General features: G+C 66.6%; 12 protein-coding genes. 2 read left to right on the top strand and 10 right to left on the bottom strand.

From position 1 onward, the window contains the following. Window positions 1-86: 86 nt before the first annotated feature. Together ACK4MH_RS03190 and ACK4MH_RS03195 are read left to right on the top strand one after the other, a co-directional pair. Entirely contained in the window at window positions 87-701 is a 615-nt protein-coding gene (locus ACK4MH_RS03190) for a TetR/AcrR family transcriptional regulator (RefSeq protein ID WP_409714661.1), read from the top strand. Window positions 702-1,029: 328 nt separating this feature from the next. Beyond that, window positions 1,030-2,607, top strand: a complete 1,578-nt coding sequence (locus ACK4MH_RS03195) for a hypothetical protein (RefSeq protein WP_409714663.1) — start codon at window positions 1,030-1,032, stop codon at window positions 2,605-2,607. A 1-nt stretch (window position 2,608) separates the two neighbouring features. On the opposite strand, the gene ACK4MH_RS03200 is transcribed toward ACK4MH_RS03195, so the two are convergent. The 10 genes from ACK4MH_RS03200 to ACK4MH_RS03245 form a co-directional block, all read right to left on the bottom strand. Further along, entirely contained in the window at window positions 2,609-3,577 is a 969-nt protein-coding gene (locus ACK4MH_RS03200; RefSeq protein WP_409714666.1) for a hypothetical protein, read from the bottom strand. Further along, the gene (locus ACK4MH_RS03205; RefSeq protein ID WP_409714669.1) at window positions 3,574-4,698 is read right to left on the bottom strand and encodes an N-acetyltransferase family protein; all 1,125 of its coding nucleotides are present in this window, start codon (window positions 4,696-4,698) and stop codon (window positions 3,574-3,576) included. Before ACK4MH_RS03205 ends, ACK4MH_RS03200 begins: the two co-directional genes overlap by 4 nt. After that, the gene (locus ACK4MH_RS03210; RefSeq protein ID WP_409714672.1) at window positions 4,695-5,888 is read right to left on the bottom strand and encodes a hypothetical protein; all 1,194 of its coding nucleotides are present in this window, start codon (window positions 5,886-5,888) and stop codon (window positions 4,695-4,697) included. Before ACK4MH_RS03210 ends, ACK4MH_RS03205 begins: the two co-directional genes overlap by 4 nt. Next, window positions 5,885-6,775, bottom strand: a complete 891-nt coding sequence (locus ACK4MH_RS03215) for a HesA/MoeB/ThiF family protein (RefSeq protein ID WP_409714675.1) — start codon at window positions 6,773-6,775, stop codon at window positions 5,885-5,887. Before ACK4MH_RS03215 ends, ACK4MH_RS03210 begins: the two co-directional genes overlap by 4 nt. After that, entirely contained in the window at window positions 6,763-7,698 is a 936-nt protein-coding gene (locus tag ACK4MH_RS03220; RefSeq protein WP_409714678.1) for a hypothetical protein, read from the bottom strand. Before ACK4MH_RS03220 ends, ACK4MH_RS03215 begins: the two co-directional genes overlap by 13 nt. Window positions 7,699-7,821: 123 nt before the next feature. Then, a complete protein-coding gene (gene treF / locus ACK4MH_RS03225) occupies window positions 7,822-9,429 on the bottom strand; it encodes an alpha,alpha-trehalase TreF (protein WP_409714680.1) in 1,608 nt (535 codons plus the stop codon). A gap of 93 nt (window positions 9,430-9,522) precedes the next feature. Continuing rightward, complete coding sequence (locus ACK4MH_RS03230) at window positions 9,523-10,611, bottom strand: alpha/beta hydrolase (protein ID WP_409714683.1); 1,089 nt, start codon at window positions 10,609-10,611, stop codon at window positions 9,523-9,525. Between the two features lie 16 nt (window positions 10,612-10,627). Next, window positions 10,628-11,962, bottom strand: a complete 1,335-nt coding sequence (locus tag ACK4MH_RS03235; RefSeq protein WP_409714685.1) for a glycoside hydrolase family 1 protein — start codon at window positions 11,960-11,962, stop codon at window positions 10,628-10,630. Further along, complete coding sequence (locus tag ACK4MH_RS03240; protein ID WP_409714688.1) at window positions 11,962-13,608, bottom strand: long-chain-fatty-acid--CoA ligase; 1,647 nt, start codon at window positions 13,606-13,608, stop codon at window positions 11,962-11,964. Before ACK4MH_RS03240 ends, ACK4MH_RS03235 begins: the two co-directional genes overlap by 1 nt. A 3-nt stretch (window positions 13,609-13,611) precedes the next feature. Continuing rightward, on the bottom strand, window positions 13,612-14,994 hold the full coding sequence (locus ACK4MH_RS03245; RefSeq protein WP_409714691.1) for an alpha/beta hydrolase family protein: 1,383 nt from the start codon (window positions 14,992-14,994) through the stop codon (window positions 13,612-13,614). Window positions 14,995-15,004 lie beyond the last annotated feature (10 nt).

A 15,004-nucleotide genomic window follows, 5' to 3' on the forward strand; every position in this document is an offset into this window, starting at 1 on the left:
CGTCGATCAATAGTTCCGCCGTCACTTGCTCTCTCCCGTCAGTGCGCTTAACCAATCTGCTATCTACATGGATGTAACTAACACTGATGTCAATAGAGCGTGTCCGTCGTCGTCGACGCACTCCCGATGAAGCCCGGCTGGAAGCTGTGGCCTGCGCTCGTGCGCGTTTGCTGGCCGGGGGGCCGGATTCTGTCACGCTCAAGGCGGTGGCCGATGACCTGGGCGTGACCCACGCCAATCTGATCCATCACTTCGGATCGGCGGAAGGGCTCCAGTCGGCGCTGATGGGGTCGATGGTGGCGGATCTGTCGAACGCGCTCGATACGGCCATCGCACGTTTGCGAACGGACGAGGGCGCGCCGCTTGAACTTATCAACGCCGTCTTCGACGCCTTCGCCGAAGGCGGCGCGGGCAAGTTGGCCGCCTGGATCGTCTTGAAAGGCGATCTTACCCATCTGGAGCCGGTTAGAGCCGCCGTAAACGGGCTGGTCCAAGCCATTCAGGACAAGCTCGGCGACCCCTTGAATCCGTCGCAGAACCAGCTTTCCGCAGCTGTCTTGTTCATCGCTCTAAGCGCGTTCGGAGAGGCTTTGATCGGACCTCCGCTGCGCAACATGCTTGATCAAGACGACGACGCCAGCCGGAAGGTTGTCGCCGGCTTGCTGCCTTACTTTCTGCTGAAGTCGGAACGCGGAGCTTAGGCGACGCTACCGTTAAACTCGGCTTTGCCAGCGTATGATGACGCGGTCGTTCACGACCCTGATTGCGGCCTTGGGCTTGTAGTTTGGACTTCGTCCCGTCAGCCACTCATCTCAGTAGTTCGAAATTCCGGAGTTATCTGGAGATTTGGAACGATCCGACCGTTAGCGCTAATGTTGGGTGGCGCGGGCTTCACATTTCATCAGCATCGGTACGTGAAAAGGTGGCAAAGCGGCTCCTGATCGACCAGTTCGGCCATCGTGCGCCCGGGAACAGCACAAGGTTTTTTGCAAAGGCGGTTGATCGCTTTGTCAACCGGGGAGATCAAGCATGAAACTGCGCATCGGTTTGAGCCTGTGTCTCCTCCTGCTGGCCGCGTCCGCGCCGCTCGCGAGGGCGCCGGTCAGCGGGGCTGATGCGTTCGCGCGGCACGATTTCGGGGCCGTGAACTTCAGGGCCTTGGACACCGTGGCCGTGCCGTGGAAGCTGGTGGCGGCGGCCCTGGTGCTTGACGATCCGCAGGGGGGCGAGGTCAGTCAGGCGCATCTCAAAGCAAGGCTCCAGACCTTCGGCTTCCTATGGCCCGAGCGGATCGAGGGCGCCGATGTGCCGATCATGCCCAGCCGCGACCATCCGTTGGGCATCAGCGTCGGCGAAGTCACGCCGGGCCTGCCGCCGGTCAAGGTGACGGTCGCCAATCTGGGCTGCGCCTCGTGCCATGCCGGGCCTGCCTATGCCGCTGACGGGTCGCCGCGACCGACGACCGCCTGGCTGGGATCGCCCAACACCAGCCTGGACCTGGAAGCCTATACCCGCGCCGTAACTCAGGCCCTCAAACGTCGGAGCGGCGATACGCCCGAGCTTCTTGCGGCGGTTCGGACGCTCTTTCCCGAGACCGATGCGTGGGAGATGGCCAGCCTGCGCTGGGCGGTCATTCCGCTGGCGCGGCGACGGCTGGCCGAGGTTCCCGACGGCGGCAGTCCCCTGCCGTTTGTCAACGGCTCGCCCGGCCTGACGAACGGGATCGCCGCGTTGAAGCTGCAGGGCCACACCCTGTCCAGCGCGGAGGAGGCCGGTTTCACCTCCATCCCGGATCTTGCGGACCGCAGCTTCCGTTCGACCCTGCTGTACGACGGCGCCTATGCGCCGCAGGGCCAGTCGCGCTGGCGGTCGATGGGGCGCGAGGATCTGACGCCGGAGCACCGCGACCGCCTGGCGGCCATCACCAGCTTCTTCACCGTGCCCAGCATGGGTCAGTCGCCGCGCGGGGCCCATCGTCAGATTCCGGATGCGGAACGCGCCTTCGCCTGGCTGGAGACGCGTCGCCCGCAGGCCTTTCCGGGTCCGGTCGACCGGGCCGGCGCGGGGAGAGGGGCGGTGGTCTATGACCGCGCCTGTTCGTCTTGCCATGGCGTCTATTCGGGTCCGATAGACCGCCCCCGTCTTCAGCGTTTTCCGAACTGGCACGGCCATGTCGGATCCGATCCCGTGCGGGCGGCGGCCTTCACCAACGACCTGACGCGCTACGCCGCCAACGGCGGTTATGACAAGGTTCTGGACGCCAGACCCACCGGCGAATACGCCGCCACCCTGTTGTCCGGCCTGTGGGCGACGGCGCCCTATATGCACAACGGCTCTGTGCCGACGCTGGCGCAGTTCCTGTTGCTCGAACCGCGTTCCGAACGGTTTCTCGTCGGGGGTCATCGGCTGGACTTCGCGGCCGTCGGCATTGCGGGCCAAGATCAGGGCGGGGTGCGGGTCTATCCAACCGGCTACACGCCTTGGTCTCAGCCGGCCGTATTCGACACCCGCATGCCCGGCCGATCCAATCGCGGTCATGAAGCCCAGATCGAAGGCCTGACGGTCGCCGAGCGCCGGGACCTGATCGAATATCTAAAGGGCCTCTAGCTCAGACGATCAGGGCGTCTAGCCCGAGGCGGGGCTTGGGCGCCAGCTCGCGAGCCGGCGCGATCCCCAGCCGGAAGGCGGTGATCAGGCGACGGTCGCTGCCAGTCTCGAAATCCGCCTGCAAACGTGCGCGCGCCTCGACATCGTCCGCCAGCACCGCCATCGGCGCGGCCGACAGTCCGGCCTGGGTGAAACCGAGCCAGGCGCGATGAAACCGTCGTCCTGTGTCGAAAGGCGCTTCGTTCGCGGGGCGATGGAACAGGACGATGGCCGAGGCGCTGCGCACCACCGCCGCCTCCGCGATCAGGGCGCCGGCCAGGCCGACCCGGTCCAACGTCTCGAATACCCCAGGTCTCAACACGACGCCGGCCCCGACGGCCTCGATCCCGGACATTTCCATAGCCTCTGCGTTCAGCCCATCCAGCGACCAGGACGGATGGCGTCTCGACAGCCGCATCCATGACAACAGTTCCGCCCGATAGGAGGCGTTGCGGAACCAGCGCAGGCTGGCCTCATCGTAAAGGCGCGCCAGTTCGGTGATAGGCTGCGGGGTTTGGACGACGATCAGGTCGTCGCTCCGCTCCAGTCGGGCCAGTGCGGCGTGAGCGGCCTGACCGCCTTCGAACTTTCCGCGATAGGTTCGCCGCTGCGTCAGATACGCCGCCAGCGGATCGGAAGCCTCTCCAGGGCGGACGGTCAGTTCAACGACGTGGACGCCGTCATGTACGACATCGACGATCAGCCCACGCCGTCCGGCGGCGAGACAGAACCCCTCCACCGCAGAGCCATGGCTGACGTTCAGGTCGCGGCCTTCGGGATCGCCGACGGGCAGCCTGCGGCCTTCGTCCTCCAGCACCTGCACCCGGCCGTCGGGCGCCAGCCGCCACCGCGTCGGCTGAGTATTGTGCACGCTCGGCGAAAGGGCGGCCTCGGCCACCAGCGTCCGGAGCGTCTCTGCATCCAGCGTCATCGCAGGTCTTTCCTGAACAGGTTCAGCCGCTGAAGCCGCCGCGCGCCCAGCTTCTCCATCTGGCGCAGCGACGCGGTGTTCTCGTCGGCGATCCAGGTCACGCCGCATTGTCTGTAGCCGCCTGCGAACAGGGCCTTGATCACCCGGTGCAGCATGGCGCCGTTCAAGCCCTGTCCGTGCAAGGCGCGCTTCACCGAATAGAAGATGATCACCGCGCGTCGGCGCCTAAGCCGCTCTCGGATGAAATGGACCAGGGTCATCGGTCCCATCCGACCGCGCGTCGCTTTCTGGAACGGGTTCAGATCCGGGATGCAGATCACCACCCCCGCAGGTTCGCCCCTGTAGTGGACGACGCAGGCGATGCGGGGATCCACGATCCACATCATCTCGCCGGCCTGAAAGTCGAACTCGGCCGGGGTCAGGGGCACGAACATCGGATTGTCGCTGAAGCCGTCGTTGAGGCATTGCCGGGCCTCCTCGAACCGGGCCTTGAAGGCGCTGCGGCTGATGGGCTTCCACGTCCAGTCAGGGTCCGACAGCACCGCGCGCTGCCTGTCGCCCAACAGGGCGTCGGCGGTGTTCGGTCCGACATCGAACTCGAACGTCGACATCGGGAATACGGGTGAGTAGCCGCAGGCTTCCAGCAGGCGCGGCAGATGCGGCGCGCCCCAGATCATGTCGGTATAGGGCTGGTTCTCGAACCCTTCGGTCAGGACGCCGGCCTGCTGCATGGCCGTCAGGTTGAAGGCGCCGACCAGTTCATCGCAGCCTTCGCCTTGCGCGAAGGTCTCGGCCGCGTCGAACAGAAGCCGCGCGGTTTCGACACGGTCCTCGCAGTCGAAATAACCGAACTGACAGCGTCGCGTGCCGTGACGCGCGTTCGAGGACGGATGGGTGTGGGCCGTCAGCCGCCCGACCGGACGCCCGTCTCGCCAGGCGGTGAAGAAGGTCAGGCGGCCGCCGTCGTCGCGCATCAGGGGGTTGCGCGCCGGATCTAGATACCGCTCCAGATCCGCACGCATCGGCGTCACATAGGGGCTGTCGGGGGGATAGATCTCGAACGGAACCCGGAAGAAGCCTTCCAGATCGCCCTCGCGAAGGTCCAGGGTCGGGTCGGTCATTGGCGGTTCTCCGCCGTCAACTGCGCCATTCGGAAGGCGAGGCCCAGATCGATCTCAACCTCGGTGTTGCGCAACAGATCCGGCAAACGAACGAGGCCGATCCGAACCGGCGAGCGGCTCAACAGCCCGACATGGGTGGCGTCCGATCGCGCCAGAAGATCCAGCAGCGGCTCGCGTTCGGCCTCGTCGATCGTCCCCGCACCGGCCTGCAGGGCGGCCGCGCTCCACAGAGGCTGGCGCTCCAGCGTCTGCGCCATTGCCTTGGGGCGATAGTCGGCGAGATCGTGTTCGGACAGCACCGAAAGGTCCTTCAGCATCGGCTCCTTGGTCAGGTCGCCCAGGAAGCCGTCCAGGGATCGGGTGTTCGCCGAGGCCAGGCGCTGGCGCAAACTGGTGCGCCGACCGGCGGCGCCGAACGGCTGGATGCGGACCACCAGGGTCATGGTGATCAGGGCCGCGCCGATCAGGGCGAACAGTCGAACCCGGTCGCCTAATGCGCCAACATCCAGCTGCTCGATCAGGCCGCAGGTCAGGGCCAGGGTCGTCGCCACGATCACGGCGACGTCGATCCACACGTCGCGCGCATCGCTGACCCCGTTCGACAGGGCCAGCAGGACGATCACGAGGGCGGCGATGGGGCTGAACCCGATGGGCGAGGCCACCAGTTCAGAGAAGTCCGTGCCGATCAACGGAATGACGATGGCCAGGCCAACGGCGAGACGGCGGACGGCGCCGTTCTCCGCGCGGGACAAGGCCTTTCGGTCTCTTGCCCATAGCAGGATCAGGATGGCGACCAGCGACGAAAGGATGATGACGGCCAGCGCGATGCGAGAGCCGAAGGCGACATGGCTGGTCGTGAACAGGGCGAAACCCAGACCCAAGGCGGACGCCGCGAAGACAGCGATCTTCATCGCGCGTGGCGCATGACGGCGAAGTACTCCTTCAGCCAGCAGTAGCGCCGCCAGCGGGGCGAGCGATATGGCGGCGTAGGTCGCGCCTTCGAAGATCGGCAGGCCCGTCCGGACGGCCAGGCTGCGGACGCCGTAGAAGACCGACATGACCCCGAACAGGAAGACCAGCCGCGGCGTCAACGGACCGCCGGCGCGGCGCACGAGCAAAGCCGCGACATAGGCCGCCAGACCCGCTGCCGCGAACCCGTCGAGCAGGGCCTGGGTCTCGACGCGGATCATGCGGCGCCCTTCAGCAGCCGGGCCATGAAGGCCCGCACGATCAGGCCCTTCACGGCGGCGACCGGACCCCACAACGGCCGTTCGGTCCGGCCCGCGAACGCATTGAGGAACCAGCCTCGGCAATCGGTCCTGGATCGGCGGCCCATCAGCAGCCACAGCGCCTCATAGGCCATCAGGCAGCCGGTTGAGATCACCATCGGCGCAAAGGACATCCGCTTGGCCGTCCCGGCGGCTAGGGCGGCTGCGGCGTCCAGATCGACGTGATGGGCCGATGATGAATGGACCATGACGTATTCGAGCTCCTTCATGAAGCTGGCTCGCAGGTCTTCGGGCCGGATCGCATCCAGCGCCTTGCCGCGCGTCGGATACTTCAGACGCGCCTCCGGTCGCGGGTCGGACGGCCGCACGACGATCACGGAGGGCAGGGGCGAGGCATAGGCGTCGATCACCGTCGCGCCTGCCGTTTTCGCAGCACGATACAGGGCGATGCCGGCGGCGATGTCGTCGGTTCCGTTCACGATCACCGGGTAACGCGCGGCGAGGTCCGCGACCTGATCCACCCACGCCGCGCCCAGACGCTCGATCTCGACCTGGGGGTTGATGCGCCGCGCCGCCGCGCAGGCGACCTCGGCCTTGTCCTGCCCGACCGTGTCGGTGAAGGCGAAGACCTGACGGTTCATGTTGGAGGTTTCGAACACGTCGATGTCGCAGACGGCGAACCGCCCCACGCCCGCGCGGACCAGGGCCAGAAAACAGGCGCTCCCCATGCCGCCGACGCCCGCGACGAACACGGCGCCGCCTTTCAGGGCCGCCTGTTCCGCCTCGGTGACGAAGCCCAGATTGCGGGTGGTGAATTCGGCGTAGTCGAAGGCGGTCAAGTCTTCCATGCGCGTAGACTCCCCCAGGGTTGAGTGTGATCGAGCCAGTGCACCAGCGGCAGCAGGGCCGCCTGGATCATCAGCAGGGCGAACCGACCGAGCAGGCCGGGAACGGTGTCGGACGGGGCCACCTTGGCGAGATAACGGCTGGCGGCACGCATATCGATCTGACCGATCTGAAGCAGGTCGTCGCCCCGACCATAGTCCAGCTCTGCGGCGCAGAGGTCGTTGTAGATCGCGTCGCGATGTTTGGCGGCGGTCTCGAAGGTCTTCTTCAGCTCGTCCGAACCGCCGGTATAGCCGTCGGTGATCACGAACCGATCCGCGTCGAAACCGGCCTCTTCGCCGACGCCGAAGGCATGACGCCAGCGGCCCATGATCTGGCGCGCCAGTCTCTCGTGCTGGAAGGATCGGCGCGCGGGCGGCCTGGCGGGATAGACGTCGGAAAAGGTCTCGGCGACCATGCCGACGACGGCCGGCACCTGGGTCACGCTGGACACCCAGACGGCCCGGCATTGCCGGCGCACGAACAGCAGCACGCAGGTTAGCCCATAGAGGGTTGCGGACAGACCGCTTCCACGTACATCCGGACGCACCATGACCAGGCCCAGGTGCAGTATCTCCACCGGCCGGCCGCCCAGATCGGCATCCAGAATGGCCAGGGCGTTGAAGGCGACGGGCCGTCTGCTCTTCTTTTCATAGACCACCGTCAGCACGGTCCGGGACAGAGTCTCCGGATCGCCGACGAAGATCCCGTAGGTCAGATCGCGGTCGCCTAGAACGCTGCTCGCGATCGACCGAACATCCTCGATCAGGACCGCGAGATCGGCCGGCGCCAGCGCAAGGCCTGGCCGTTCGACAATCCTGGAACGCAGACCCGGCCCCGCGCTCACCGTCGTATCCAGCAATCGGGGCGTCACAGGTTTGCTCAAGGAAGGCGATCTCGCTTTAGATCTCTAATCCTAATACGTTCGACCTTCGCCTTTATGAACATCGAACGGGCTAGCGAGCGTCGATCCATCCGTTCCCGACCGTCTCGTCCAAAGCCTGCACAGTCAGGGTACGGGCCGCCTGGCGTCTTGGAGTGCGTTCGGACTACGATCAAGAAGCGCGCGGGTTACGCCGTTCGTCCAGCCGAATCCGTCCTGAAGCGGGTATTCGCCGCCGCCGCCGGGGCGCTGGTCTTCGATGTCGTATTTCTCAAGCATTTTCCCTGTCTCACGGTAGACGCGATCGACCGTGGCGAGCCAGCGCGCCGTGATTGTGTCCGCCGTTTCGCGATGGCCGTAGCGATCCAGGCCGGCGACCGCGACCCACTGAAGGGGCGCCCATCCGTTGGGGCTGTCCCACTGCTGGCCGGTCGAAACGACCGTCGTTCGTAGGCCTCCCGGCGCAAGGAGCGTCTCTTGGGTGGACTGCGCCGCGCCTCGCGCCTGATTTGGTGTCGCGAGGCCGACAAAGAGAGGGTAGAGCCCTGCGGCGGACACGGCCTCAGTCATCCTGCCGGTCCGCTGGTCCCAGTCGCCGAACCGCCGCTCGCGAGCGCTCCAGAGATACCGATGCACGGCGCGGCGGCGGTCGTTTGCTCGCCGGCCGAACTCACGGATGCAGGCGCGCTCTGCGAGTTCGCGACAGTGGGCGGCGATCCGGGTTTCAAGCGACCACATCAGACTGTTCAGATCGACCGGGACGATGTCGGTGACGTGGATCGTCGCCAGATCTTGCGGATCATCAAGCCAGCGGGAGCTGAAGTCCCAGCCGCTTTCCGCGCCCGAGCGCAGCTCTCGGTAAACCTCCCGTGGCGCGCGATCGGGCGCCGAGGCGGCGGTCGCCACATCCTCGGCCCAGGACTCGTCGCGCGGCGTCTCGCGTGCGTCCCAGTAACGATTGAGCAGTGAGCCGTCCGGCATCCGCACGACATGCTCGCAAGCCGCCGTCGCCGTCACACAAGCGGCGCCGGACATCCAGAAGGCGTGTTCGCGCTTCATGGCCTCCAGTTGGGTTCGCCGCGAGGCGGGGTCGGTGCGCTCCGACAGCCCCACCATCAGGGCGAAGAAGGGCGGCTGGGAGCGGCTGAGATAATAGGTTCGCGCGCCGTTCGGGATGTGGCCGTGGTTGGCGATCAAGGCCTCGAAATTCTCCAGCATGGACTCGATGAGCGGCTGCTGGCCGTCGGCTTTCAGGCCCAGCATGGTGAAATAGCTGTCCCAGTAATAGATTTCGCGGAAGCGGCCGCCGGGAACGACATAGGGCGCCGGCATGGCCAGGGCGGAGGAGCCAGGTTCGGGCGTCAACGCCGGCCGGGTGAGAATGGGCCACAAGGCGGCGATGTGCGCCTTCAGATCCAAGCCTTGCGGCACGGGCGGCGTGTCCGGCGCGGGCGTATCTCCGGGGATGACGAAGCGGGCGTCGACGAAGGCCTTCAGCGCCGCGGCGTCGGCCGGCGGTGAAGCGGCGTAATCGGCCATGATCCGGTCGACAGGCAGACGGGGCACGGCATCGACGAAGGTCTTGCCGTCCGGAAAAATCCTCTGTGACTGAACCGCCTCGAACAACGGACCGTAGAGATCAGCCGGGGTCTGGTCGGGTGCGCGCGCCGCCAGGCTGGAGGCCGCCAGGGCGACCAGCAGCAGGCGTCCAAATGGGGGTTTCGCGAAACGCATCGTCGAGATCTCCAATCTGCGGGCAAGGACGCCAGGTTTCTGAACGGAAAAAAGACGCCCTCCGTTCGACAGAACACGAACGAAGGGCGAGGCTCAGGAGGCGGGAGGAGGCGCTTGTCGAGGCACGCCGAGATGGCGGTCGAAGAAGCGGGCGATCAGGCCGTACGCCTCCTTCGATTCCGGCAACTCAGGCCAGACGAAGAAGGCGTGCCACAGCCCGTCGAACAGGAAGAGTTCGGACTCGACGCCGACGGCGGCTAGGCGACGATGCATGGTCGTCAGGGTCGAGGCCGCGAAGTCGCGGGCGCCGGCGAGCAGCAGGGTGGGCGGGAAGCGCGCGATGACGGCGGCGTCGGTTACCGGATAGGCTTCAGCGTCATCGAGCGCCACGCCCTCCATATAGGGGTTGGGGATGCCGATCGTATCGGCGGCGCCGGGCGGCGGGGCCGTTCCGCCCGTGGTCGCCTGGCCCAGGAAGACGCTGTCGCCGCCATAGCCCGACCCGGTGCCGCAGAAGGTGCCGATCGCCCCGGGCGTCGGCAGGTCGTGGGTCTGGAACCAGGCGGTCGCCTGGGCCACGACGACCCCGCCGGCGGAGCAGCCGTACAGACCGATATTCTCCGGGCGGTAGGTTTTGAGGAGCTCGCGATAGACCGCTGCGACATCTTCGGACGCTGCGGGATAGCGGTGCTCAGGCGCGAGCCTATAGTCGACGGCCACCACCTTGATCCGACCGACGGCGGCGATGGGAATGGCCTCCACCAGGGCGCCGCTGCCGGAACCCCACATCCAGGCGCCGCCGTGGACATTGATCAGGACGCGGTCCGCGTTTCGCTCTGAAACGCCTTGGCTGGGGACGACGATATCGACCGGCACGCCGCCCAGGGTCTGACGGTCCTCGCGGCTGGCGTAAAGCGCTCTCACCTCGGCGAGGCGCGCATCGTTGTAGCGGCCGTAGTGGTCGCGCGCCTTGGCGATGTCGTCGCCGAGCACGAAGGGCGGCTCATGCATCAACCGGCCGGCGAGGGTCCGCGCCTCCGGGCTGGCGAAGTTGGAATAGGGCAGGACGATCGGTGGAAGATGCGCTGTGGACGGGTCGTCGAGGACAGCGGTGGTCTGGGCCACGGCCGGCGGGGTCGTCATCAGCAGCGCCAGAGCGGCGCAACAGGTGCGGATCAACATGGCGACATGGGCTCCTTTATCGGGACAGGTCCGACCGCGCGATGCGGGCCAGAATCTGTGCGCTGGGCTTGATCGTCCGCTTGAACGTGGCCCGATCTACCGAGACGAGGCCGAACTTGGGACTATAGCCCGAGAACCATTCGAAATTGTCCAGCAGGGACCAATGCAGGTAGCCGATCACCGGCACGCCCTCGTCGCGGGCGGCGAGAACGGCCGCCGTCGCTATGGGAATGAACCGGGCGCGCACCGTATCGTCCTGGGTCGCCAACCCGTTCTCGGTCACCAGAATCGGTCGGCCGGTCTGGGCATGGGCATAACGGATCGAAGCGCCGATCGCCTGCGGATAGAATTCGTCGCCCATCTGGGTCCGTTCGGCCCCTTCAGGGACCGGCAGCGGTCCCTCAGCGCCGATCAGGCTGCGGCTGTAGGTTTGGACACCGAGGAAATCGTCCTGGCGCGCCTCTACGAAGAAGGGGGCGTAGACCGTCGCCCGCTTCTCCTCGATCCGGCTGTCTGGGCCCACGGCCTGGTCGTCGGGAATGGCCAGGGTCATCCCAACCGGCAGATCCGGTCGGACCCCCTTGATCGCCTGGCGGGCCTGACGATGCGCCTCAAGAACGGGCGCGACCATGGCCGCCGCGTCGCCCGTGTTCATTAGTGAGAAACGGTCTGACCCGCTGGCCTTCGCCGCCGCCGCCAGCATGTCGGTCATGGTCTGTCGCACGGCCGGGTCGGGCGTCCTGCCCCATTCGCCCAGAAGCTGAAGGTTGGGTTCGTTGAAGGTCACGACGTGGCTGACGCCCTCGCCCAGGTGGCGAATGACCCGCTCGGCGTGACGCGCGAAGACCGTTGGCGCATCCGGATGTAACCACCCGCCCTTGGCCGCGAACCAGCGCGGCGAAGTGAAATGGCTGAGGGTGACGATCGGGGCCAGTCCCGCTTCGCGGCAGGCCAGGACCATACGACGATAGTGGTCCAACGCCGACAGGGAAACCTGTCCCTCGGCGGGCTCTATACGCGACCATTCGACCGAAAACCTATAGGCGTTCAGGTTCAGCGACCGCACGATCTCGATATCTTCACGCCAGCGTTCGAAACTGTCGCAGGCGTCGCCCGACGGTTCGCTGAACAGGGTCGGTTTGACCTGTTCCAGCAGCCAGACATCGCTGGCGACATTGTTGCCCTCGACCTGATGGCCTGCCGTGGCCGCGCCCCACAGAAAGGGCGTCGCGCTTGCGTGGCGGCCGTCGCGTAACGGCGCAACGGCGGTCGCCGCAGCGCCGGCTCGGGGGGCGAAGGCCGCCGCGAGGGTTCCGGCCGCCAGAACGGCGCGTCGGCTGAGTGAGCGCATCAGAAGCTCCTGCTGTCGAGGACATCGTCTCCGAGGCGAAGACGTAACGCCTTCTTGTCGATCTTGCCGACGCTGGTCCGGGGTAGGGCGTCGATGAGAATGAGGCGGTCGGGCGCGGCCCAGCGGCTGAGCTGCCCTGCTGCGACAAGAGGGGTCATGTGATCCTTGAGCGTTTGCAGCTGCGGCGTACGGCCCTCTCGGGCGACGGCGAACACCACAGGCCGTTCGCCCCAACGGGGATCCGGGGCGCCGACGACCGCCGCCTCGGCGATGTCCGGGTCCCGCAGAGCCAGGTCCTCGATTTCGGCCGAAGAGACCCACTCGCCTCCGGTCTTGATCACATCCTTCAGTCGGTCCCGAATGACGAGGTCGCCCGCCGCCTCACGAGTGGCGACGTCCTGGGTGTGGAGCCAGCCGCCAGACCAGAGGGCGGCGCCGGCCTCGGCGCTGTTCGGATAGGTTTGGGTGAGCCACGGCGCGCGCACCACGACCTCGCCTTGGGCGCCGCTTTCGTCCGAGACGTTGTCGCCGTTCTCGTCCTGTAAGTGGACCTGGACCAGGGGAATGGGACGGCCGGCCCAGCGGCGGACCTGCTCAGGCGGGCGAGCGTCATCGTCCTCGTGGCGCGAGAGCGTGAGCACCGGACCGGTCTCCGACATGCCGTAGCCTGCCACGGCGGTGATCCCGACAGCGGCGGCGGCGCAGAGCAGCGACTCCGGCAGGGCCGATCCGCCGATGATGACGGTCCAGGGACCCAGCCGGGCGTCGGGTCCGGCCTCGTCCAGGATCATCTGCAGGATCGTGGGCACGCAGTGCGAATAGGTGACGCCCTCGTCCCGCTTCAGCGCCAGCAAGCGCGCCGGGACGTATCGGCCGGGATAGACCTGCTTCAGCCCCAGCAGAGTCGCCACATAGGGCAGGCCCCAGGCATGGACATGGAACATCGGCGTCACCGGCATATAGACCGACCCGCGCCACAGACCCTGTTCGCAAGGCTGTTGCCCCATGGCCAGCCCGACCGCCAGGGTATGGAGGACCAGCTGTCGGTGGCTGAAGGTCACAGCCTTGGGCAGGCCCGTCGTTCCGGTGGTGTGGAAGGTGGTGGCCAGGGCGTTCTCGTCGAAATCGACGAAGTCGTAGGTCTCACTCCCCGCGGCCAGAAGCGCCTCGTAGTCGCCGAGGCTGTTTGCGACGGAGGCGGCCGTTCCGTCATGGCAGGTGATGACGATGCAGTCCCCCGGCAGCGCCGTTCGCAACGCCTCTAGTTCGGCGACGAAGTCCGCGTGGACGATGAGGGCGCGGGGGCGGGTGTCGTTGAGGGTGTAGGCGATCTGATCACGAGACAGACGCACGTTCACGGTCTGCAGAACAGCTCCCATCATCGGGACAGCGAAATAGGCCTCAAGGTAGCGGTGGCTGTCCCAGTCCATGACGGCCACTACATCGCCCGGCTCGACTCCGTGTTCGGCGAGGACGGCGGCGAGACGTCCGACGCGCTGCGACAGCGCCTCATAGCCGTGGCGGCGCCCGTCGGAACCGACGATCTCCTGACCGCTCCGGGCGTCCAGAGCGCTGTGCAGCAGATGCCGGATCAGCAGCGGATAGGCGTAGGCCTCCGGCGCCGGATGGGCGAAACGAAGCGCCATGGATCAGGGCGCCGGAGCGGGGGGCGGCATGACCGGCGTCGGCCGTTGACCGGTCGTGGTCCAGGCCTGCAAGGCGTCGAAGGCAGCGCCCAACTGCGCCGGGGTGAAGCCGCAGTGCGCGATCCCTTCGAGGCCTGTTCCCGGCAGGGGCGTTTTGATCTCAGGAACAGTGATGGCCAGGAGGCGATCGGCGTTCCCGGCGGCTTGCGTCTTTCGGACGAGGCCTTCGAACTGGCTGTAGGGAACGAGGGAATCGACGCGATTGTGAAGCGCGACCAGCGGCGTGCTGAAGCGCCCTGTCGAGCGCCGCCAGCGATCGGCATAGGCGACGGCCGCAGGATCAGCCGTGATCCTGGCAATCTCACGATTCAGCCGCTGGCTCTCCTCGGACGACAGGAGCGGGCTGGCGTAGACCTTGGCCGAATTGTCGTAGATGAAGCCGCCGAAGGTGGCGTTCATGTCGTCCATGCCCAGGCTGACGGTCATGATCGGGACGATCAGAGACGCCGGTTCGGGGGTCACGCCGGTGATCGAGGCGATCTTGGCGATGATCTGGTCTTCACGCCCGCCGGGGCTATCGCGCGCCGCCTTGAACAGGGCGGCGATCGGGTCTGCGATCCGCTTCATTTGCAGCAGACGATAAGGGTCGCCCAGCAGACCGATGGCGTCGGGCGTGGTGGTCGAGATGGCGGAACGTCTGATGTCCGTCTCTCCCGGCAGGGCGTATTCGGTGTCGCGGGTGTAGAAATTGTAGAGCGCGCGCAGATCGATCAGCAGGCCGACCTCGTCGCTCCAGTTATCGATCAGGCCGCATCCCGACAGGGCGCCCTTGAAGGCGGTGGGATGCGTCTCGATGATCGCCATGACGACATTGCCGCCCATGGAGCCGCCGGCCACATAGGCGTCCGTGACGCCCATGCGACCGAGGAAGGCCCGCAAGCGAAGCGTGTTCTCCACGGCGGATTCCACGCCCACCCCGGCCTTGTCGAAATCGCTGTGGGCGACGGCGAAGCCTTGGGCGTAGGCGCCCGTCATCAGGCCGCCGGAGGGGTCCTTCTCGACCGGATCTTTCGACACGGCGATCGCGCTGCCGGGCACGGAATATCCGTGAGCGAAGACCAGAGCTTGGCCATTCCAGTTAGACGGCACGGCCATGGCGAAATGATCGCCGTCCAGCCGGCCGTTGACAGTGAAGCCGCCGTCGGCCCGCGTTCGGACATCGACGTCCGTCGCTTGCTGGGCCGTGGCGCGAGCGGCGAAGGCGGCCTGGGCCGGCTGCAGATCGGCGTTGGCCGGGGTGCTGCAGGCGGCGCCCGACAGGACGGCGGCGAACGCCAGGACCGCGATCGCGCTCCCGCTTCGACCGAGCTTGGGCGTCATCGTCATGGCGGTCTCT

It is taken from the genome of Brevundimonas sp. (assembly GCF_046295075.1).
GTDB lineage: Bacteria > Pseudomonadota > Alphaproteobacteria > Caulobacterales > Caulobacteraceae > Brevundimonas.